The sequence below is a fragment of the Corynebacterium sp. NML98-0116 genome (genome assembly GCF_001767255.1).
In the GTDB taxonomy this organism is placed as follows: Bacteria; Actinomycetota; Actinomycetes; order Mycobacteriales; family Mycobacteriaceae; genus Corynebacterium; species Corynebacterium pseudogenitalium.
In genome coordinates this window covers 1,070,266-1,092,475 of sequence record NZ_CP017639.1, presented here as the reverse complement: position 1 = coordinate 1,092,475, position 22,210 = coordinate 1,070,266, and the positions used below count along the sequence as shown (strand labels likewise).

Genomic DNA, 22,210 nt, shown 5'->3' with positions numbered 1-22,210 from the left:
TACATTGATGTAACTCGGACCAGACTACACGAAGTCACCGAATGGTGTTATTCGACGCGCTCTGGTCCGAGCGACATGTCTTGCAAATCTACTGTACTGCCTGGGCAGCCGCAGCAGCCAATTTCGCGAAATCCTGGCCGTCAAGAGACGCACCTCCGACAAGACCACCGTCAACATCAGGCTGAGCGATGATCTCACCGACAGTTTCCGTCTTTACGGATCCGCCGTACAAAATACGGATGCCATCAGCAACCGCATCACCGGCCAAGTCACAGATCAGGCCGCGAATAGCCTGGCACACTTCCTGCGCATCGGAGGCAGAGGCAACCTTGCCAGTGCCGATAGCCCATACCGGCTCATATGCAATGACGGTCTTCTCCAACTCCTCGTTGCTCAAACCGTCCAGGGATTTCTTCGTCTGCTCTACGACGTAGTCGACATGGGTGCCTTGTTCGCGAATGTCTAGCGGCTCACCGACACACACGATTGGGTTCATGCCGTGCTCAAGTGCCTTCTTTGCCTTGCGGGAAACTAGCTCATCGTCCTCACCGTGGTACTCACGGCGTTCTGAGTGGCCGACAACTACCCACGTGCAGCCAAGCTTCTCCAGCATTGTGGCCGAAACTTCACCAGTGTAGGCACCAGCATCGTGTGCTGACACGTCCTGTGCACCATATGTGATCTGCAGCTTGTCGCCTTCAACGAGAGTCTGGATAGAACGAAGGTCGGTAAACGGCACGGTCAATGCAACGTCCACGAACTCATAGCCGTCCTTCGGGAAAGCGAACGCGAGTTTCTGGGCCGAAGCGATTGCTTCGAGATGGTCGTGGTTCATCTTCCAGTTACCAGCAATCAGTGGTTTGCGAGACATATTCATACTCCTTTTCAACAACGACTACTGTCCAAGTACAGCAACGCCGGGCAGCTCTTTGCCCTCGATCAGCTCGAGCGATGCGCCACCGCCCGTAGAGATGTGGGAGAACCCAGCCTCATCGAGGCCCAGAATGCGAACAGATGCTGCGGAATCGCCGCCACCGACCACCGTGAAGGACCCGTTGTCCTTCGTAGCAGCGATCATTGCTTCAGCAACGGCTTTTGTGCCAGAGGCGAACGCTGGAAACTCGAAAACGCCCATTGGCCCGTTCCAGAACACGGTCTTCGAGCTCTTCAGCGCCTCACCATAACGCGCGGCAGTCTTCGGGCCAATGTCGAGAGACATCCAGCCTTCCGGAATAGCGTCGGCCGCGACGGTCTGCTTCTCTGCATCCTTTGCAAACTCAGACGCTGCGATCAGGTCCTCAGGCAATAGCAGCTTGTCGCCGAAACGGCCGATGAGGTCCTTGCAGGTCTCAATCATGTCTTCCTGCAACAAAGAGTTTTGAACGTTGTAGCCCTGTGCAGCCAGGAAGGTGTAGCACATGCCGCCACCGATAATTACCTTGTCGGCCTTCGCCGCAAGTGCCTCGATGACTCCCAACTTGTCGGAAACCTTCGAACCGCCAAGCACAACAACGTATGGATGATCTGGAGCATCCTTCACCTTGCTCAGAGTCTTGACTTCCTTCTCGACGAGGTAACCAGCGTAGGCAGGAAGCTTCTTAGCAACGTCGTAGACGGAGGTTTGAGCGCGGTGTACTACACCGAAACCGTCAGAAACAAACGCGCCGTTGTCCGCAGCTAGTGCTACAAGCTCAGCTGCGAACTCAGTGCGCTCAGCCTCGTCCTTCGAGGTCTCGCGTGGGTCAAAGCGTACATTCTCGAGAAGCAGAATCTCGCCACCGGTAAGCCCATTTGCCCGCTCATGTGCATCCTCACCAGAAACATCACCGGCGAGCGCTACGAACTGACCTAGGCGCTCACTTAGGGCTTCAGCCACTGGCTTCAAGGAGAACTTAGGGTTCACTTCCCCCTTTGGGCGGCCGAGGTGAGCCATGACAATGACTTTCGCGCCACCTTCCAAGAGCGCCTTCAAAGTTGGCAGTGATGCGTCGATACGACCAGCATCGGTAATATTGCCGTCCTCATCAAGCGGAACGTTGAAGTCAGAACGGACCAGGATGTGGCGATCTTCGACGCCTTCATCCAGAAGCTGTTGCAGCGTTTTCATTGTCATGGGACTCTCCTCAGTTGACTGTTGTTTGCAGTAGTTTTCTTTTCAAACAGTAGCGAAAGAAATGGCCCGAAGTGTGCGTACTGCACACCCGGGCCGTTCTAGGTCTTATGCCAAGTTATCCGCGACGTGCTTCGTCATGCGGACAAACTGAGAGGTGTAGGACCACTCGTTGTCGTACCAAGCAATCAGCTTGACCAGGTTGCCGTCGATGACGCGGGTCATCCCAGCATCGAAGATGGAACCATGGGTGTTGCCGATGATGTCGGAGGAAACGATTGGATCCTCGGTGTACTCAAGCGCCTTGCCAAACTCTGGGTCCTGAGCAGCCTTCTTGATTGCTGCGTTCACCTCATCAACGGTGACGTCCTTGCTCAGCTCGACGGTCAGGTCGGTTGCGGAACCGGTGATCGTTGGCACGCGCATTGCGAAGCCATCCAGCTTGCCCTCAAGTGCAGGCAGAACCAGGGCAACTGCCTTAGCAGCACCCGTCGTCGTTGGGACGATGTTCTGAGCTGCTGCACGGGCACGACGCAGGTCCTTGTGAGGTGCGTCCTGAATGCGCTGGTCGCCAGTGTAAGCGTGAATGGTGGTCATCAGACCGGACTTGATGCCGAACTGCTCTTCCAGAATCTTCGCGACTGGTGCAAGGGAGTTCGTGGTGCAAGATGCAGCGGAGATAATCTGCTGATCATTGCTGTAGTCGGTGTGGTTGACGCCCCAGACGTAGGTGCCATCGACGTTCTTACCCGGTGCGGAGATGATGACCTTCTTAGCGCCAGCCTCGATGTGAGCCTTTGCGTCATTGCCATCGGTGAAGCGGCCGGTGCAATCAAGGACGATGTCGACGTTTGCGTCGCCCCATGCGAGCTTGGATGGGTCCTTCTCTTCGGTAACCTCGATGCGGTGACCATCAACGGTGATGGAGGACTCGTCGTACTCAACGTCGCGGCCGAGCTGGCCATACGCTGTGTCGTACTTGACAAGGTGGGCCAAAGTCTTGTTGTCGGTCAGGTCATTAATCTTCACGACCTCAAGGTCGCTCGAGTACTGATCCAGGATGATGCGGAATGCCGAGCGGCCGATACGACCAAAGCCATTAATGCCAATACGAATAGTCACAGTCTTTACTCCTCTATGTCGGAAATTGTTGAGACTTGCTGATGGGCCGGTACCAATCTCTTTCCGTTCTCGGTGAGCTCCTTGGTTCAGCCCGTTGCTCATCAGTTTAGCGAGAGATTTCAACATGTGCATGGCCACGATGCCGCAAGAGACGCCCTAAAGGTGCATCACCAAAGAGACGGCGAAACCGGGGGTATCGTCTCATAATTTCACCAAGCATGAATGTCTGTTTACCGCCAAAGCCACACCTAATGCGACTCAAACAACGACAAAGGTAATCTCTTTTACCCCCGCGGGGCGTATCTGGCGAAGCTGCTTGTGCGCTATCCCCCGGAATTGTGATGTTGCACACAGGACGGTCTGGGAGCGCCCCAGAACGCTCTATGTTGCCTTCGTGTCTTTACCGCGAGTGTTCGCTATACCGAGCTCAGCAGCCCGCTTGTCAGCAAGGGACAACAGCCGACGAATTCGCCCAGCGACCGCATCCTTCGTCATCTGTGGGTCAGCCAACCGGCCAAGTTCTTCAAGCGAGGCTTGCCGGTGCTCAACACGCAGGTATCCGGCTTCGGCGAGATGCTCAGGCACATCGTCGCCGAGGATCTCCATCGCACGTTCCACACGCTGAGCGGCTACCGTCGCAGCATGTACGCTTCTGCGGGTGTTGGCGTCGTCAAAAGTTGCCAACCGTTGACCGCCACGCATCTGCGCTTGCTTCTCCCGAAGTTTTGCGTCCCACTCCAGGCGAGCAAGAGGCGCACCCATTCGACTGAGAAGCACCCCTATCGTCTCCGCATCACGGACATGTACACGCTCAACACCGCGAGTCTCCCGCATTCTGATGTGGCACCCAAGACGACGCGCTAACCCCACTAGGGCAAGCCCAGCTTCCTCGCATGGGCACTCGACCTCTAAAGCGGCAGTTCGGCCCGGCTCTGTGAGCGCTCCCCTAGCGAGGAACGCACCCCGCCACGCGGCTTCAACTTCAGCAATTTCTCCCGAAACGATTTGCGGGGGCATACCTACCACGAGATGACCAGACTGCGTCCGAAGATTTAGACGCCGATACAGCGCTTCAACACCAGTATCTAGACGTACTTCGTATTTCGTTTCCTTTGTCGCCGAGCCAGGTGAAACCACGGCGAACTTTGGTGAGCTCATGAAAAGAGTTTCAAGAATCAGGATTAAGCGACGTGCCACCGCCTCTTCCGCGAAATCCGCAATCATAGTTACCCCGTGGATTGAGGCGTCAAGTTTTCCTGCAAACCGAACTAACGCGGATGCCTCGGCGGCCGCGGCAGACTTCGCTCCTATTGGAGTTCGAAGCAGCTCTTCTTTGGTTTTGGCGGTCAGCGACACCGAGTGATCCTTTCTACAAAAACATCGGTGGATTAGTGTAGCGCACGTTATGCGTGAAAATCACGAACGAGAGATAGCAGCTCATGTGCAAGCTTGCGTGGATCATGCCGGTTTGTGTTGCGGTGCTGATCATCAACTTCATGAATATCTCGGAACAGTACAGTTGCACCAACTCGATCCGCGGCGCGCCCAAGATGAACGCGTTCGCCCTCCGTCGGGCTAATTGAGTTATCAGCCAGGAACACATCAACATGCAGGTTCGGAGCGTGCTGCTCGAAGACATGAATATGGCGTTCCGTGCTAAATCCCGGTGTCTCTCCTGCCTCCGGAGAAAGATTCAGCACTACAACTACCAACGCGGACGTCTCATTCAACGCGCGGACAATGTCCGGAACGAGTAGATGCGGAATCACCGACGAAAACCACGATCCAGGCCCGATTGTCACCACTTCTGCGTCCATGATCGCCTGCACTGCTTCGTCGGTTGCGGGAGGATTGTGGGGCAAAAGGCGGACGCGTCGCACAGTTCCGGGTGTGGTGGCAACGGCAACTTGACCGCGAACAGAACGCAAAACACGGGGGTCGTCGTCTAACCCCGCGACATCGGCCTCAATGTCGAGAGGCATAGGACTCATAGGAACAACCCTGCCCTGTGCGCCTGTCCATGAGCCGATGACGTCCAACGCTTGCTGAATATCGCCGAGTTCCTCGCTTAGTCCGGCAAGGAGCAGATTGCCAACTGCGTGCCCTGCCATCGCTCCATTTCCGCCAAATCGGTGTTGTAATGTATCTCTCCACAGAGCGCCATCTTCGTCATCCGCGGTCAGGGCTGAGAGCGCCATCCGCAGGTCACCAGGCGGAATGATATCCATCTCACGGCGTAGCCGACCGGATGAGCCTCCGTCGTCAGCAACTGTTACCACGGCGTGGATGGCTCGAGCCTCAGCCGCCCGCGCCGCCAATAGTGTTTGGTATAAACCGTGCCCTCCCCCAAGGCAAGTAAATGCAGGTCCCATAATTTAATCAGTGCTTCTTTCCAACGATAAAGAGCAGCTAGTTGCGTTCCAAGTCACGGTGCAAGACGTTGACGTCCACGTCATCGGACTCTCGAAGCCTGCGTACAATCTCCTCCGAAATTGCGACTGACCGGTGGTGCCCGCCAGTGCAGCCGATCCCAACAGTGATAAAGTCCTTACCTTCATGACGGTAGCCCTTGAGCATATCCTTCAGCATTGTCAAGAAGTTATCGACGAATGCCTTCGCTCCAGGCTGCGACAGAACATAGTCTGCGACTGGTGCATCGATACCTCGAAACTCCCGAAGCTCGGGGATCCAAAACGGATTTGGCAAAAACCGTACGTCCAACACTAAATCCGCATCACGAGGGGTCCCGTGTTTAAACCCAAACGACTCCACGGTGACGTGCTGTTTCGGTGCAGAGAGGTCGCCAACAGAGGCCTCAATCGACCGACGCAGGTCGTGAACTGAGAGGTGTGTCGTATCAATAATGAGATCTGCACGCTCCCGAACCGGGGCGATCTCCTTTCGCTCCCGTTCGATCCCCTCTTTCAGCGTGTCATTGCCCTGCAACGGGTGCGTACGTCGCACACTGTCGAATCGGCGGATAAGGACTTCATCGCGGGCGTCGAGAAATAAGATGAACGGAGATAGGCCTTTTGCCTCAATCGCCTCAATCGTCTCCATTAACGAGCCATTGAACATCCTGGCACGTACATCAGTGACTACAGCGAGATGGTCAACGGGGGAATCGTCCGCAGTTGACATCTCGACAAGATCGAGAATGAGCTGCGGAGGCGGATTCTGGGAAACGAAGTACCCCTTATCTTCAAAAACTTTCGCGGCAGTCGACAAACCACCACCAGAAAGCCCGGTGATTATCACAGGGCGACGAGATTCGGATGCAGGTAATAAAGGCGAAGTCATAGGCCCATACTAGCTAGGCTTCGACGTCCTTGTGTAGGTGCTCGAAAATCGTCTCTGCCAACTTCGGCCCGACCCCCGCTACCTGCTGCAATTGCTCAAGCGAAGCCTTGCGAATCTGTTTGACACTGCCGAAATGCTTCACCAGTTCTTTTCTCCGAGCAGGCCCCAGCCCCGGTACGTTGTCCAGTACTGATGCTCTCATCCGTTTCGAACGCTGCTGTCTGTGATAGGTGATCGCGAAGCGATGAGCCTCGTCTCGTATCTGTTGCAGCAGGTACATACCCTCGCAGTTTCTGGGCAAAATGATTGGTTCATCGTCATCGGCAACCCAGATTTCTTCCAGTCGCTTTGCCAGCCCGATGAGCTGCACATCCACGATACCAAGCTCATCAAATACCGCCTGCGCTGCGTTTACCTGTGGTTTTCCGCCGTCGACGATAAACAATTGTGGTGGATAGGCAAATCGTTGATTGCCGGTGGAAGCGACCTCACTCGCCTCCTCCGCAAACATCATCTTGCTTACTTCTTCGTCGGGATTGGCGAGTTTGTCCTCGTGGTAGCGCTTAAACCTCCGTCGAGTGACCTCAGCTATCGATCCAACATCATCGGAGCGCCCATCGCCGGCTGCTTCTTTAATTTGGTATCGCCGGTAATCGTTCTTCTTCGGCAGACCATCTTCAAACACAACCAGCGACGCCACAACGTCTGTGCCCTGAATATGAGAAATGTCGGTGCACTCAATTCGTAACGGAGCTTCATCCATGCCAAGCGCCGACTGAATATCCTGCAATGCCTGTGAACGGGCAGTGAGATCGCCTACGCGTTTCAGCTTGTGCTGATGGAGTGCTTCAGCGGCATTGCGGTGGACTGTCTCCAGCAACGCTGCTTTGTCGCCACGTTGCGGCACGCGGATGTCAACCTGCGCACCTCGAAGCTGTGTCAATAGCGTAGAGACGTCGGCCAACTCTTCTGGAAGTTCCGCAACAAGGATTTCACGCGGCACCGGAATACTCGGCACCGCTTCGCGATGCGATTGCTTATCGACGCCCCTTCGTCGGAATTGCTCTGTAATCTGTAGGTCTTCTTTTCGCTCCTGGGCGTCACGCTCAACGGCATCTGAGTAGTACTGAACCAGAAAGTCCTGCATCAGTGTGGGAACTGCAGGGTCCTTTTCCCCCTCTTCTAACCGGTCCAAACTGCCGGGTTCGTCGCCGGTCTTCTCAACGACCCAGCCTCGCTGGGCACGAATGCGACCACCACGAACGTTAAAGATTTGCACAGCTGCTTCCAGCTCATCGCTGTCGATAGCAATGATGTCAGCATCCGTATCGCTGCTGAGCACTACGGCTTGGCGCTCCATCACTTTGTCCAGTGCGCCAAGGTCATCGCGAAGACGCGCTGCCTTTTCAAACTCGAGTTCTTCTGCCGCAGTAGCCATTTGCTGCTTGAGGGATCTGACAACGTGCTCTGTTCGTCCGCCCATAAACGAGAGGAACCCGGCAACAATCTCGTCATATTCCTGTTGATCAACACGTTGTACGCACGGTGCCGAACACTTATCGATGTAGCCCAACAGGCATGGTCTCCCGAGCGACTCATGTCGATTAAACACACCGTTCGAACAGGTACGAATCGGAAACACTCTCGTCAATAGATCAAGCGTTTCGCGTACGGCCCACGCGTGCGAGAACGGCCCAAAGTAGCGGACACCTTTTCGTTTCGGCCCCCGGTAGAAGAATGCCCGGGGGTAGCGCTCTTTCACGCTCACAGCGAGCATGGGATACGTCTTGTCATCCCGGTACATGACGTTGAACCAGGGATCGAATTTCTTGATCCACGTGTACTCAAGCTGCAGCGCCTCAACTTCGCTCGCTACAACCGTCCACTCCACGGAGCTGGCGGTAAATACCATCTGGCGCGTTCGCGGATGGAGCTGCGCCGGTGGCTGGAAATAGTTGCTGAGTCGAGCTCGCAGGTTCTTCGCCTTACCGACGTAGACGACGCGACCATGAGGGTCGCGAAACTTATAAACACCTGGGTCGGTGGGGATCGTCCCTGGAGCCGGACGGTAGGAAGTGGGATCAGCCAAAACGCTCCGCGCTCCCTATTCTGACGGCATGTACTTAGCTTCGAGCTCGCGGAACTCCGCAACTGCATGCAACGCTAGCTCTTTATCTGCAGCCTGAATCGCCCACAGTGGAACGTATTCAAAGTCTGGAAGCTCTAGCCTGGCCATTCGGGCGCCCTTTGGGAACGAAAGCCCATAGATAACTAGCCAGGGGTAAAATCGCGTCCCGATAATGTTGGCTACCTCGACACCATCCTCATTGACCTGGACGCACGGCCGCGTCAACACGAGCCAGGTCAGAATCGAGAGGATGATACCGACTCCAACGAAAGCAAACTTGTCGAGCCACGTAATTGTGAGGCCCGAAAATTCCACGTCAACGACGGCGGCCATGAAGATGTGCACGGCCATCAGCACAAGAATGCATACAGCTGCGACTTTCTTCAGAAATGGGGACCGAATCGTCAGCTCCCACGGCTTAGTCGAGATCGAAGCGTGTGGGTCTAGTGCGTTGAGGTATGCAAGCTCCGCTTCATCAATCTTGCGTGCAACCGACTGTTCTTCGCTCACTACTCTTTACTCCTCGCTGCCGTAGCACACGCTACGTTCTTTCAGTTATGAATGCTTCTTCGGGGTCGCTCGGACTTTTTCAAGCTCGATGAGGGCACCGATTGCTGCCTGCACGGCTTCCGCGCCCTTGTCTTCCTTCGCGTCCTCTCCACCAGCACGCTCGTAGGCCTGGTCTTCTTCTTCGACGGTGAGTACTCCGTTTCCGACGGGCGTTGATTCGTCGAGTGCGATGCGGGTCAACCCTGCGGTCACCGAGTCACAAACGTACTCAAAGTGCGCCGTCTCACCTCGAATTACGCACCCTAGCGCTACGACAGCGTCGTAACGCTGAGCACAGGCCTGCACCACAACCGGCAATTCTAACGCGCCAGCGACGGTAAATTCCGCATACTTAGCACCCATTTCTCGGGCAGTCGAGATCGCCCGGTCCCGGAGACGCTCCACGATTTTCTGGTTCCACAGTGTCGAAACAATGGCGACTGTATAGCCCTCGCCACTTATCGTCTGCGCATCAGGTGCACCGACACTTGCCATCTAATCGTCCTCCTGCTCAGTCCACGAAGCAGCCAACGGGAGATCATGCCCCATGCGCAACTGCTTGGTTTGTAAATACCGGATGTTCTCGTGAGTAGGCACAATTTCGATTCGAGCCCGCTCTTTCACGATCGGACCGAAGCCGCTGAGCGCTTCCACCTTTTCCGGATTATTGGATAACAGTGTAAACGAAATGATACCAAGGTCTTTCAAAATCTGTCCGGCAACCGAATACTCTCGGGCATCGACGGGCAGCCCCTGCTCAAGGTTGGCATCAACGGTGTCAAGGCCCTGGTCTTGCAGGCGATAGGCCTCGAGCTTGGCGAGGAGTCCGATACCGCGCCCCTCGTGCCCGCGAACATACACGAGCACACCACAACCCTTTTCCTGAATCCGGCGCATGGACTCATGGAGCTGCGGACCACAGTCACACCGCTTTGACGCAAAGGCATCCCCCGTTAAGCACTCGGAGTGAACCCGCACAAGTACATCGTCACAGTTCGCGACGTCCCCAACCACCAACGCTATGTGCTCGGAACCATCAATGCGATTCCGATAGCCGTACGCGGAAAACGTCCCGAACTCTGTTGGAAGTGTGGTTTCTACCGTGCGTTCGACTGACATCTCGTGGCGACGTCGATACGCAATAAGCTGCTCGATGGAGATCATCTTGAGACCGTGCCGGTCGCTGAACTTGCGCAGTTCATCAAACCGCGCCATATCCGTCGGATCCTCCTCGGACACAATTTCGCAGAGCACACCGCACGGAGTAAGTCCTGCCAAGCGCGCGAGATCGATTGAGGCCTCGGTATGTCCATCCCGCGTGAGCACCCCTCCCTTGCGTGCGCGCAGAGGCACGATATGGCCCGGACGAGTGAAGTCGTGCGGCCCGTACTTCGTATCGACGAGGCGTCGAATAGTCTCAGCTCTCGATGTTGCGGAAATACCTGTCGATCCTGTCGCTGCATCGACAGTGACCGTATAGGCGGTACCTCGTGCATCTTCGTTGTGCGCCACCATCGGTGGCAACTGCAGTTCATCTGCGCGCTCGTCCTCGAGCGGGACGCAAATGTATCCGGAGGTGTATCGCACCATAAACGCTACGAGCTCTGGGGTTGCGAACTCGGCGGCGAAGATGAGGTCCCCCTCGTTCTCCCTATCCTCGTTGTCAACAACAACGACTGCTTCACCGCGAGCAATAGCTGCTACTGCATCTTCGACGGTGTCTAGCTGCGAATTACGTCCAACGGAGTCCTGAGGAGCATTCATGGAACCCAATGTTAGTGCCTCACCATGTTCTCAACGTATTTGGCAATGATATCGACTTCGATGTTGACCGAATCGCCTGATTTCCATGAACCTGCGGTCGTCGCCTGTAGGGTCGCAGGGATGAGCGAGACTTCAAACCAACCATCTCCTACTGCAGAGACGGTCAACGAGATCCCGCTGATCGTGATAGAGCCCTTTTCCACCACGTACTTTCGTACTTTTTCAGGGAGCGAAAACCGCAGTACGTCCCAGTGCTCACCAGGCGAGCGATGTTGAAGTGTCGCCACTGCATCGACGTGCCCCTGCACAATGTGACCACCAAGTCGGTCTCCCACTGCTAGTGCGCGCTCAAGATTGACCAGGGTTGCTTCCTTGTATTCACCGATACGGGAACGACGCAAAGTTTCAAGCATGACGTCTGCAGTAAAAGAATTTTCTGTGGCCTCAACTACTGTGAGACACACCCCGTCGACAGCAATCGAGTCTCCAAGTTCCACTCCTGCAAGTACGGTCTCTGCGCCGATACGGATCCGAACTGCGTCGTCGAGTGGCTCGATTGACGCCACCGAACCAACTTCCTCAACCAGTCCTGTAAACACTATGCAGTCTCCATTTCTATCAATACGTCCTCGCCAAGTTGGTGCACGTCGCAGATCTTAAATTCGAATGCGTCGCCTATCGTACGCGCCAGTGCAGCGTCCAGCACCGAGCGACCTTGGCCTAGCAGTTTTGGCGCAATATATGCTTGCACCCGGTCGACAACACCGCGGGTAAAGAAGCTGCTGAGGAGATTCGCTCCACCCTCAACAAGTACGTCACGGCAGCCAAGTTCCCAAAGTTCTGCGCATGCTGCCTCAGGGGTCGGATACTGCAAAAAGCCTAGCTCGCGTAAGTTTCCTTCGGGCACTTCTCTCGTGCCGATTACAACGCGGCGAGGCTGGTGCGGATACAGGCTTCCATCCGGTCTACGCGCGGTGAGCGAAGGATTGTCAGTGATCGCGGTTCCGGTCCCAACGATGATGGCGTCGCGTTGAGCGCGGTCACGGTGCACGAACTGGCGCGCCTCAGGTCCGGTAATCCACTTGCTGGAGCCGTCAATCGCTGCGGTGAACCCATCCAACGTCATCGCAAACTTCGCGGTCACGCTGACCCGATTGTGGCGTATGGAGGAAATCCAAGGCTGAAGGGCTTCAACGCGGTAAGGCTCGAAGCGGACGTCGATACCCGCGGCTTCAAGCCGCTGAGCACCGCCTGTAGCGAGAGGATTCGGGTCAGCCGTGAGATACACAACCTTGGCAACACCCGCAGAAATCAGTGCCTCTGTGCACGGGCCAGTTCGTCCAGTGTGGTTACACGGCTCCAACGTGACAACGGCTGTAGCGCCTTCTGCACGAGCTCCTGCCTTACGAAGTGCTTGAACCTCCGCATGTGGCCCGCCGACGGGGGCCGTCGCACCGGTAGCGACTAGAACTCCGTCTGGGCTATACAACGCACATCCAACTGGTGGATTGGGACTCGTAGTCCCGCGGACTGCATCCCCTGCTGCGATAGCTGCTTCGATCACGCGACGCCAGCCGCTTCCTTTGCCATCCGACGCAGCGTATCTACTGCTTCAGCGGGATTATCTGCGCCGAATACTGCGGATCCAGCCACGAAGGCGTCCACACCGGCCTCGGCCGCCTGAGCAATTGTGGAGTTGGCGATGCCACCATCGATCCCAATTACCGTGGACAAGCCAGCAGCGCGAATGTGGTCACGCAGGGTAAACACCTTCGAGAGCACTTCCGGCATGAACTTCTGTCCGCCAAAACCGGGCTCCACACTCATCACGAGCACTTCCTCGAAATGCTCAAGATCGTCGAGGTATGGCTCGATTGGTGTGCCCGGTTTAATAGCAAATCCCGCCTGCACGCCTAATTCACGGCACTGCTTCGCAGCAGCGACGTGGTCATTCGTTGCCTCGACGTGGAAAATCATTCGATCACCACCAGCGTTGGCATAGGTCTCGAACCACTGCTCAGGTTCCTCGATCATGAGGTGCATGTCGAGAAACTGGTCGGTCACCCCGTTGACTGCTTTGGTCACATCCGGACCAAAAGAAAGGTTCGGCACAAAATGACCGTCCATGATGTCTACGTGGAGCATGTCGGCGTTCGGAACTTTCTCAACATCTTCGCCGAGAGCTGCATAGTTCGCGGCGAGGATGGACGGCGCAATATAAATCATGCCTCTACCCTAGTGTTTTCTTGCGAAGAACTGCGAAGAACATTGCGTCAGTTCCGTGGCGGTGTGGCCACATCTGCACACTACGATGTGGACCGACGTTTTCCATTGGCGCAACAAGTTGCTGTGCGTCGCACTCCTCGACTTCGCCTGTGGCCAGCACAGCGTCAACGATGCCTCTGGTCTCCCGAATATCTGGCGAACATGTCGAGTACACGATTACGCCACCAGGTTTTGTCGCAGTAATGGCTGTGTTGAGCAGCTTGAGCTGTAGCTGGGTGAGCGAAGCGATATCTGACTCGTGCTTCGTCCAGCGTGCTTCAGGCCGACGCCTCAACGATCCGAGGCCGGAACAGGGGGCGTCGACAAGCACTCGGTCGTATCCAGACTCGAGCTCAATGGTTGTCGCGTCCCCTGTGCGAACACTGACCGGCAAACCTTTCGTCGCCTTCTGCACAAGCTCCGCACGGTGAGGCGCAACCTCGACTGCATCAACGCGTGCACCATCAATTGCCGCCAAGGAACCGATGAATGCAGCCTTGCCACCCGGGCCTGCGCAGAGGTCCAACCAGCGTCCCTGGTCGTCAGCGACGGTCGCTTGGACAAGTGCCCGTGCTATCAACTGAGAGCCTTCGTCTTGTACCGCTGCGAAACCATCACGTACCGGCTGCAGCTCACCTGGGTTCCCCTCAGGCAAATACACGGCATACGGGGAGTACTTGCCAATGTCGCCACCAGTGATGAGTGCCAACTCCTCCGCGGAGATCTCGCCGGGCCGTGCGACAAGATGCACGATGGGACGCTCCGAGTCAGCTTCGAGGGCCTCGGCCAGCTCCGGATCATCTGCTTCAACCCCTAACGCCGTTGCAAAAGAACGAGCAATCCAAACAGGATGCGCGTGCTCGAACGCGATGCGCTCCAGTGGCTCATTGGGCTTGCAGGTGTCTATCCAGTGCTTCGAGGGTTGCCGACTCATCGTTCGCAGCACCGCATTAACAAAACCTTTCGCGCCCTGTTTCCCAGCGCCGATAACCAAGCGCACAGAAGTATCAACCGCGGCATGCTGCCCGACTCTGGTGTACAGCAACTGGTAAGCGCCTAATCGCAGAGCTGCGCGTACCTCAGCATCGAGATCAGCAATAGCGCGGCTCGAGCACTCCTGAAGAACTGCATCAATCACTCCGAGCGATCGCAGTGCTCCATACGTCAGCTCCGTGGCAAATGCAGCATCCTTGCCGCGCACCTTGTGTTCACGGAGTATTCCTGGCAAGACCAAGTTCGCGAACGCCCCGTCTATGTCGACGCGCATCAGCGTCGACCACGCTGCCTCACGAGCAGGGTCACCAATATCAACCTTTGGCGCTTGCTGGTTGGTTCGCTTTTGCGCAACCTTCGCCGTCTTCTTGCTTACCGCGGCAGGCTTACGACGCCCCGCAGACCGGGATCGGAACCCTCCGCTCATACAAACTTCACCCCTGCCTCAATAGTCTCGGTTGCGAGCCCGCGCCCCCACGCATCTGCAGCCATACGCTTCTTCCCAGGCGGTTGTATCTCTTGCAAGATCACATCGACTGTCCCAGTCCCAACTCGCACCCGATTCTTTTCGACGGCCACTTCGCCCGCGCCAAGCGTATCCGAGTCACCAATCGACACCGGCCCGATTTTGACACGCTGCTCACCGAGCATTGTCCACGCACCAGGTCCTGGCGTGTATGCGCGGATCGTACGATCAACTACTTCGGCGTCACAATCCCACTGAATCCGAGCATCCTTGCTCTGAATTTTCGGGGCATATGTGCCATCCACGGGCTGGGGTTCCGGTACTATGCTGCCACTGGCGAGACCATCCATCGTGGCAACAAGCAAGTCAGCACCCTTGTACGCAAGCCTGGTCAAGAGATCGTCCGCGGTATCGGTAGGCAAAATCGCTTCCTCAAACGTAGCCAGAACTGGACCTGTATCGAGTCCCTCATCGATGCGGAATGTCGTGGCACCGGTCGTCGTCAATCCCGACAAGATTGCAGCCTGGACTGGAGCCGCTCCCCGGAGCTCAGGCAAAAGCGAGAAGTGGAGGTTCACCCACCCGTGCTGAGGCAAGTCGAGCAGCTCAGGCGGAACAAGGTTGCCGTACGCTACGACGGGAATCGCATCTGGAGCAATCGCACGTAGACGTTCGACGATTTCTGCATTACCACGCAATGTCTTCGGCTCAAGTACTTCAATGCCATGCTCAAGCGCAACTTTCTTAACGGGCGACGGGTGAAGCGTCCGCCCCCTCCCCTTCGGCGCGTCAGGGCGCGTGAGCACCGCAACTACTTCATGCTCTGAATGAAGCAACGCCTCCAGCGCCACGACTGCAGGTTCTGGCGTCCCAGCAAACACAATACGCATTACCGTTCCTTCCACCACGTTGATGTTCGAACTTGTGACATAGCTTGTTTCTTTTCTTCCGCAGACAGACGCTCCAAGAACACAACGCCGTCAAGGTGGTCAGTCTCGTGCTGAATGCACCGCGCGAGGAGTCCTGTTCCCAGGATCGACAACGGATGTCCCTCTGCGTCGACACCGTTGCAGACTACGGAGCGATATCGCTCCACATCGGCCCTAACACCGGGAATGGACAGACACCCTTCAGTACCCAGCTGACTATCCCCAGAAAGCGGCGACCACGACGGGTTCACAATGTGTCCCCGAAGCCCCTGACAATCGAAGACGAACACCCTCAGGCTGTGGCCAATCTGATTTGCAGCCAAGCCAACACCACCTGCGTTATCCATTGTGTCGAACATGTCATTGACCAGCGTGCGAATCCCAGCGCCAAACTCAGTAACCTCTTGAGCTACTTCATTGAGCACAGGATCCCCGAGCAATCGAAGCCTGCGAACTGTCATGGATCGATAGTCTACCCACCTCTCGGCTCCACGGGCGCAACACTATCCAATATGCAGAGGGTCAACCTGCACCCGCAGCGGTAAATCCTGCTTGCGCGTCGCTCTACTGATCACTCCAGCCCGTAAAGCACGACCTAGCTCATTCCGTTCTTGCACTGCGCACCTCACCAGCATGCGCTGCGCAGGGCCGAACTGCTGCTCGTCCCAAGTGCCAGGTAATGAGACCCCGCTCGGTAAGTCGACAGGCCCCAATAACTCAGCAGCTAAAGGAAGCGTCGTATGTGCGAAAAAATCTTCCAAAGCGACACGTGGTGCGTCCACCACTGCTACGTGAGCAGCTGGCGGAAACGAAACCTCTCTTCGATGTCCAAGCTCAAGCGCCGCATAGCCGGACGGATCCCAGCGCAGGAAGAACTGCACAACCGCAATTCCCGGATCAGCGGTCACGACGACCTCCCCGCCGCGTTCATGGGACTCAACCAGCGCTGCAGCCGCTATCCATCTCGAATATGTCTCTTCAGCTGCTCGCAAGTCTGGACGTTGCAGCAGCGCCCACGCATCCATCAGCACCGCTGCTCCGTACCCGCCTTCTACTACGGGTTCCGCGCCGGGCGTGGCTACAACAAGCTGTGCCTGAGGCTCAACCTCAGCGAGTACCTTCTCGCCCGAGGAGTTCCGCACACGAACATGAGGAAATGCTCGGCCAAGCTCCTCTGCCGTCCGGTCTGTGCCCAATACCACTGCGCGCAGCTTTCGCGAACCACATGCAACACAACGATAAGACGGATCTATGCGGCCACACCACCGGCAGGTTGGTGCGGAGGCATCCCCACTTTGTGGCAACTCGAGCGGTCCATTGCACGCACGACACCGCGACGGAGTGCGGCAATCACCGCAAGCCAGCGCACGAATGTATCCAGCACGAGGCACCTGAAACAGCACCGGGCGATTACGCTCAAGAGCCCGCTTTGCTGCTTGGAACGCCGCAGAAGGAAGCCTTGCTTGCCTTGCACGTGGGTCACGTTCTAGTGCGATGTCGGAATCCCCCGCTGCATAGATCCGCGGCATCCGCTCTCGAATCGTGCCTTTCGACGCCTCCAACCCATGCATCCAACCCGATTCGACCAGCATTTGGGTTTCTGCAGTTCTTGCGACACCACCGATGATTAAAGGGACGTGCTCAAGCGCGGAGCGCGTCGTCAAGACCTCGCGAGCATGCACATACGGCTCACGCGGATCAACAAGATTGTCGTTGCCGTCATCCATGAGCACAAGCAGTCGAAGATCCTGTACCGGCGCAAACGCGGCAGAGCGAGTCCCCACCACGATTCGGGCCTGCCCATGCAATGCCGAAAGATATCGTGAATACCTTGCCTGCGGACCCTGTGCAGAAGTGAGCGTGCTTATCTGCCGAGGCCCGACCACCTTCTTCAACTGTGCTTCGAGGCTATCTACATCTCGCTGGTCCGGTACGACGATGAGTGCTCCGCCACCGTCAAGCGCGACTTTTGCAGCCAAAGCAGCAACAGGACCTGCCCACGGAGCACCTGGTGCAACCTGCCACGCTGCTCGCACTAGCTTTCTGGCAAGCACAGCATCGACGAATGATTCACCGTATTGATATGTACTCCATCCCGAAAGATCTGGCTCGGTGGCCGCACCAAGCTCCGCCCAAGGTGTAGAAGTGTCTGTCTCTTCAGCTTTCTTATGTCGAGGAGGGATCGCTGAGCGATAGATATCAGACCTGACGCCGGCATAGCGCTCAGCGAGTGCGTCGACAAGCTGGCGTAACTGGATTGGAGCGACGACCTCCGATGAAATCACGCGCTCGAGGAACCGCAAGTTACGTACATGCTCAGGGGCCTCCGTCCGGCCAAGAATCAACCCATCAACAAGTCGACCAGCGAACCGCACCCGCACCCGCGTTCCCGGCTGCGCATCTTCTGACTGCTCCTCAGCTACGTAGTAGTCAAAGGTGCGGTCTAGATGTGCCAACCCAAGCTGGGGTAGCACCTTGGCGACAGGAAGGAAGGTTGCGGGCTGCTTCGACATTCAGCCGTGCCTTATACCCCTGCTGCAGCGCGCAGGTCATCTACCTTGTCCAAACGCTCCCACGGCAAGTCGACATCCGTGCGTCCAAAGTGACCGTACGCAGCCGTTTGGGCATAAATTGGGCGAAGCAAGTCAAGTTCTTTGATGATTGCGGCCGGACGAAGGTCAAAGACCTTCTCCACAGCCTGCTGAATTGACTCGTTCGTCTGTCCTTCAGCTGCGGTACCAAACGTCTCAACGTAGAGGCCAACCGGGGTTGCTCGCCCAATCGCGTACGCTACCTGCACCTCGACGCGGTCTGCTAAACCAGCTGCACAAATATTCTTGGCAACCCAACGAGTTGCGTACGCAGCAGAGCGGTCAACCTTTGATGGATCCTTGCCGGAAAACGCACCACCGCCGTGCCGTGCCATGCCACCATATGTGTCTACGATGATCTTTCGCCCAGTCAACCCGGCGTCTCCCATCGGGCCCCCAAGCACAAACGAACCCGAGGGATTAATCAGCAGCTTGGTGTCATCCGTGTAGAACTCCTCTAACCCAGCGTCAGCGATTACCCACTCGAGCACATGGGTACGGAGCGCGTTCTCGAGTTCCTCTCCGACGAAGTCCGGGTCGTGTTGCGTGGAAATAACCACGGTATCCAGTGCCACTGGGGTGTCGCCGTCGTAAGCGAACGTCACCTGAGTCTTACCGTCCGGGCGCAAGCCCACGACGGTGCCCATCTTTCTCACCTCGGTCAAGCGTCGCGCAAGTCGGTGCGCAAGCGCAATTGGTAGCGGCATGTACTCTTCGGTTTCATTCGTAGCGTAACCAAACATCAGCCCCTGATCACCAGCACCTGTCTGGTTGAGCGCTTCGATGGTGTCGTTCTCGCGCGACTCCTGAGAAAAACTAACGCCGTCCGAAATTTCAGCAGACTGATCGCCGATGGCGATGTTCACTCCACATGTACGGCCATCAAAGCCCACCTCCGACGAGGAAAACCCGATTCCGACCAACTTGTCGCGGACAATCTTGGCGATGTTTGAGTAAGCCTCGGTTTGTACCTCACCCACCACGTGCACCTGACCGGTCGTCACTAAGGTTTCTACAGCGACACGCGAGGACGGATCCTGCTTGAGCATGTCGTCCAAAATCGCGTCCGAAATTGCGTCGCAGATCTTGTCGGGGTGACCTTCAGTCACCGATTCACTGGTGAATAAACGGTAGTACGTACCAGTATCACGTGTAGACAAAGCGGTCTTCCTTTTGCTCTTTCGTTCCTACAGAGAATGGCCAGCGAAGACGTACCATCGCCAACCGTTGATGCAATGCACTTTAGAGTAGACCACTCGGTCTAATAACTCAAACGTCGTTTCTACATGTGGAGTGACTCAACCTTATCCAGCAGGTGCACTGCAACTTCCAGCTTTGTACCATGCGGAATCGCCTGTTCCCGACCCGAACTATCAAGGAACCACCCCTGATTGTGTGCCTGCCCGAAGACAGCTCCTTGCGCCACCGAATTCACCATCAGACCGTCCACTCCCTTGCGCTGCAGCTTGCGCCGGGCGTTCTCAAGTTCGTTATCGGTCTCCGCAGCGAACCCAACAATCGTCGCAGAGGTAAGCCCCTCTTTCCTCATCTCACCAAGTCCCTGCAAAATATCGGGGTTTGCAACCAGGTCCACCTGAGAAAGCTCTTGACTGTTGCCATCTTTCTTCAGTTTCTTCTGCGCCGCATGCCGTGGCCTCATATCAGCTACAGCAGCAGCCATAACGATGATGTCGGCTTGTGGAGCAAGGCTGCGCATCGCCTCATTCATCTGGAGAGCAGTAGTGACACGATGTATCTCAGCACCAGCGGGGATGCTCAAGTGGTCAATGGCACCCGCGACGATATCAACATGGGCACCTCTTTGTGCTGCAATCTCTGCCAGAGCAAAACCTTGCTTGCCGGAGGAATGATTCCCCAAGAATCGGACAGGATCAAGTGGCTCCCGAGTGCCTCCGGCACTGATCAACACTCTTTTGCCCTTGAGCGTTTGCTCAATTGGCCCGGTAGCAGCCACGGTCTCTGTCAGCTTGACAATCTGCGAGGGGTCGAGAAGCCGACCTGCCCCACTGTCCTTGCCCGTCAGCCGCCCATGCGCTGGCTCCAGTACAGTGTACCCCCGAGAGCGAAGGACCGACACGTTGTGTTGCGTAGCGCGATTGTTCCACATCTCAGTATGCATTGCCGGAGCAAGCACGACGGGACACGTTGCCATGAGCAGTGTGGAAGTTAAGAGATCATCAGCGCGCCCACCAGCCACGCGCGCCAGAAAGTCTGCAGTAGCTGGAGCCACCACAATGACGTCCGCATCCTGCCCGATTCGTACGTGCTGCACCTCATCAACGCGCGAAAAAACATCAGTGTCTACCGGAGCGCCAGACAGCGCCTCAAAAGTGGCCGCACCTACAAACTTCAAGGCGTTTTCTGTCGGAATAACCCGTACGTCAACCCCTTGCTCGCGAAATCCGCGAACAATCTGACAGGCTTTGTACGCTGCGATACCGCCCGAAACGCCAACGACTACCTTGCTCACTTCGTTCATAGCAAAAGAGTGTACGCAAAACCCCGCAGCCGCTTCCATTAGGGAGCCACTGCGGGGCAAGTGTGTGATATGAGGGTGCGGGGAGTTACATGCCCTCTTCGTGCTCGAGCAAACTCGAGTTGATCTCACGAAGCGCGATCGAAAGCGGCTTCTCACCCGGCTCTGGCGTCACCAATGGCCCGATGAACTCAAAAACGCCCTCGTCTGAGTTCTGGTAGTAGCTGTTGATTTGGCGGGCGCGCTTGGCCGCAAAGATTACCAAGGCGTACTTCGACGAAACCTTCGTCAGTAGCTCATCAATCGGGGGTGCGGTAATACCATCAGGGGTGTCGTATGCTTTTTCTTCCGCGTCGCCCGCAGAGCCATCTTGCAACAGATCGCTGTTGATCGTGCTCAATTCAACCTACTTCTCGTTGTACTTCAATTAATTGTCAGTGTCTCGGCCGTCAGACCCCACAAGAAGGTCCACTATAGCAGCGACAGCGTCATCGATGTTGTCATTGACCACGACGTTGTCGAATTCGTCCTGTGCCGCAATCTCGTTGCGGGCAGTTTCCAGACGACGCTCGATCACCTCTTGCGTCTCCGTGCCCCTGCCAGTGAGTCGCTCTACAAGAATCTCCCACGACGGCGGGGCCAAGAACACGGTGGCCGCCTCTGGCATCAAGCCTTTGATGTTTCGAGCTCCAACCAAGTCGACTTCGACGAGGACTGGCCGACCAGCCTCCAACGCCTCGCGCACTGGAGAAGCTGGAGTACCGGAGCGCTGGAGCCCTCCATGGATATCTGCCCACTCAAGCATCTCGCCCGAATCAATCTTCTGTTGGAACTCATCGGGCGTAACAAAGAAGTAATCCTTGCCGTCCTGTTCGCCCGGCCGAGGTGCGCGCGTTGTCATTGAGACAGAGAAGTACAGTTCAGGAACTTCTGTGCGCAAGCGCTGCACAACGGTTGACTTCCCTACCGCTGACGGGCCGGCCAGAACTACGAGATTACCGCGTGAAGTGGGAGTCGACACTGGATTAGTCCTCGGAGAAACCAAAGCGCTCAAGCAGGGCACGGCGCTGACGGTCACCCAGACCGCGCAGACGACGCGTCTGTGCAATCTCAAGCTCTTCCATGATCTCGCGAGCCTTCACCTTGCCAACCTTTGGCAGAGCCTCCAGGAGCGCAGAGACCTTGGTCTTACCGATGATTTCATCGGTAGCTGCCTTCTCCAAAACCTCAGCGAGGTTCGTGTCGCCGCGCTTCAGCGAAGCCTTCAGCTCTGCACGCTGCTTACGCGCTTCTGCTGCCTTCTCAAGTGCTGCCTTGCGCTGCTCATCGGTCAACTGTGGAAGTGCCACGGTTTCCTCCATGTAGATAGTAGTTCTATTGCTCCAGTGCTTTGGCACCGGACCGCGATTTACCAGCCCCGATAGTACCGGACTAAGCAAGCGGCTCCGAGCCAGTGTAGCACTAGGAAGTTTTCTTCATGATGTATTGCATGGCGT

22 protein-coding genes are annotated in these 22,210 nt (G+C 56.4%); all 22 read right to left on the bottom strand.

Annotated elements, in window-relative coordinates; genetic code table 11:
• Positions 1–88 precede the first annotated feature (88 nt).
• The 22 genes from tpiA to mihF all read right to left on the bottom strand — a co-directional run bounded on the left by tpiA (position 89) and on the right by mihF (position 22,063).
• A complete protein-coding gene (tpiA, locus tag BJP05_RS04845) occupies positions 89–871 on the bottom strand; it encodes a triose-phosphate isomerase (protein ID WP_070362424.1) in 783 nt (260 codons plus the stop codon).
• Positions 872–895: 24 nt separating this feature from the next.
• The gene (pgk, locus tag BJP05_RS04840; RefSeq protein WP_070362423.1) at positions 896–2,113 is read right to left on the bottom strand and encodes a phosphoglycerate kinase; all 1,218 of its coding nucleotides are present in this window, start codon (positions 2,111–2,113) and stop codon (positions 896–898) included.
• A 105-nt stretch (positions 2,114–2,218) separates the two neighbouring features.
• The gene (gene gap / locus BJP05_RS04835) at positions 2,219–3,232 is read right to left on the bottom strand and encodes a type I glyceraldehyde-3-phosphate dehydrogenase (RefSeq protein ID WP_070362422.1); all 1,014 of its coding nucleotides are present in this window, start codon (positions 3,230–3,232) and stop codon (positions 2,219–2,221) included.
• A 381-nt stretch (positions 3,233–3,613) separates the two neighbouring features.
• Positions 3,614–4,588: a DNA-binding protein WhiA gene (gene whiA, locus BJP05_RS04830; protein ID WP_070362421.1), complete on the bottom strand. Its 975-nt coding sequence runs from the start codon at positions 4,586–4,588 to the stop codon at positions 3,614–3,616.
• Between the two features lie 47 nt (positions 4,589–4,635).
• Positions 4,636–5,604: a uridine diphosphate-N-acetylglucosamine-binding protein YvcK gene (gene yvcK / locus BJP05_RS10965; RefSeq protein WP_070477072.1), complete on the bottom strand. Its 969-nt coding sequence runs from the start codon at positions 5,602–5,604 to the stop codon at positions 4,636–4,638.
• 37 nt (positions 5,605–5,641) lie between these two features.
• Positions 5,642–6,532, bottom strand: a complete 891-nt coding sequence (gene rapZ / locus BJP05_RS04820) for an RNase adapter RapZ (protein WP_070362419.1) — start codon at positions 6,530–6,532, stop codon at positions 5,642–5,644.
• A gap of 13 nt (positions 6,533–6,545) precedes the next feature.
• A complete protein-coding gene (gene uvrC, locus BJP05_RS04815; protein ID WP_070362418.1) occupies positions 6,546–8,621 on the bottom strand; it encodes an excinuclease ABC subunit UvrC in 2,076 nt (691 codons plus the stop codon).
• 15 nt (positions 8,622–8,636) lie between these two features.
• On the bottom strand, positions 8,637–9,170 hold the full coding sequence (locus tag BJP05_RS04810; RefSeq protein ID WP_070362417.1) for a PH domain-containing protein: 534 nt from the start codon (positions 9,168–9,170) through the stop codon (positions 8,637–8,639).
• A 45-nt stretch (positions 9,171–9,215) separates the two neighbouring features.
• Positions 9,216–9,704 carry a 6,7-dimethyl-8-ribityllumazine synthase gene (gene ribH, locus BJP05_RS04805; protein ID WP_070362416.1) on the bottom strand — a complete coding sequence of 163 codons (489 nt, stop codon included), beginning with the start codon at positions 9,702–9,704 and terminating at the stop codon, positions 9,216–9,218.
• Entirely contained in the window at positions 9,705–10,973 is a 1,269-nt protein-coding gene (locus BJP05_RS04800; RefSeq protein WP_070363512.1) for a bifunctional 3,4-dihydroxy-2-butanone-4-phosphate synthase/GTP cyclohydrolase II, read from the bottom strand. It abuts the gene before it with no gap.
• Between the two features lie 11 nt (positions 10,974–10,984).
• A complete protein-coding gene (locus BJP05_RS04795) occupies positions 10,985–11,572 on the bottom strand; it encodes a riboflavin synthase (RefSeq protein WP_070362415.1) in 588 nt (195 codons plus the stop codon).
• Positions 11,572–12,534 (bottom strand): bifunctional diaminohydroxyphosphoribosylaminopyrimidine deaminase/5-amino-6-(5-phosphoribosylamino)uracil reductase RibD, encoded by a 963-nt coding sequence (ribD, locus tag BJP05_RS04790; protein ID WP_143000882.1) that lies wholly within the window; start codon positions 12,532–12,534, stop codon positions 11,572–11,574. Before ribD ends, BJP05_RS04795 begins: the two co-directional genes overlap by 1 nt.
• Entirely contained in the window at positions 12,534–13,199 is a 666-nt protein-coding gene (gene rpe, locus BJP05_RS04785) for a ribulose-phosphate 3-epimerase (RefSeq protein WP_070362413.1), read from the bottom strand. Before rpe ends, ribD begins: the two co-directional genes overlap by 1 nt.
• A 4-nt stretch (positions 13,200–13,203) precedes the next feature.
• Positions 13,204–14,658, bottom strand: a complete 1,455-nt coding sequence (locus BJP05_RS04780; RefSeq protein WP_070362412.1) for an RsmB/NOP family class I SAM-dependent RNA methyltransferase — start codon at positions 14,656–14,658, stop codon at positions 13,204–13,206.
• Complete coding sequence (gene fmt, locus BJP05_RS04775; protein WP_070362411.1) at positions 14,655–15,587, bottom strand: methionyl-tRNA formyltransferase; 933 nt, start codon at positions 15,585–15,587, stop codon at positions 14,655–14,657. Before fmt ends, BJP05_RS04780 begins: the two co-directional genes overlap by 4 nt.
• Positions 15,587–16,087 (bottom strand): peptide deformylase, encoded by a 501-nt coding sequence (gene def / locus BJP05_RS04770; protein WP_070362410.1) that lies wholly within the window; start codon positions 16,085–16,087, stop codon positions 15,587–15,589. Before def ends, fmt begins: the two co-directional genes overlap by 1 nt.
• A 42-nt stretch (positions 16,088–16,129) precedes the next feature.
• On the bottom strand, positions 16,130–18,139 hold the full coding sequence (locus BJP05_RS04765; RefSeq protein WP_070362409.1) for a primosomal protein N': 2,010 nt from the start codon (positions 18,137–18,139) through the stop codon (positions 16,130–16,132).
• Between the two features lie 11 nt (positions 18,140–18,150).
• Positions 18,151–19,377, bottom strand: a complete 1,227-nt coding sequence (gene metK, locus BJP05_RS04760) for a methionine adenosyltransferase (protein WP_070362408.1) — start codon at positions 19,375–19,377, stop codon at positions 18,151–18,153.
• A 122-nt stretch (positions 19,378–19,499) separates the two neighbouring features.
• Positions 19,500–20,717, bottom strand: a complete 1,218-nt coding sequence (gene coaBC, locus BJP05_RS04755) for a bifunctional phosphopantothenoylcysteine decarboxylase/phosphopantothenate--cysteine ligase CoaBC (RefSeq protein WP_084028577.1) — start codon at positions 20,715–20,717, stop codon at positions 19,500–19,502.
• Positions 20,718–20,802: 85 nt separating this feature from the next.
• Positions 20,803–21,105 (bottom strand): DNA-directed RNA polymerase subunit omega, encoded by a 303-nt coding sequence (gene rpoZ, locus BJP05_RS04750; protein ID WP_240492815.1) that lies wholly within the window; start codon positions 21,103–21,105, stop codon positions 20,803–20,805.
• Positions 21,106–21,141: 36 nt separating this feature from the next.
• Positions 21,142–21,735: a guanylate kinase gene (gmk, locus tag BJP05_RS04745; RefSeq protein ID WP_070362405.1), complete on the bottom strand. Its 594-nt coding sequence runs from the start codon at positions 21,733–21,735 to the stop codon at positions 21,142–21,144.
• A 4-nt stretch (positions 21,736–21,739) separates the two neighbouring features.
• A complete protein-coding gene (mihF, locus tag BJP05_RS04740) occupies positions 21,740–22,063 on the bottom strand; it encodes an integration host factor, actinobacterial type (protein WP_070363511.1) in 324 nt (107 codons plus the stop codon).
• Between the last annotated feature and the right edge of the window lie 147 nt (positions 22,064–22,210).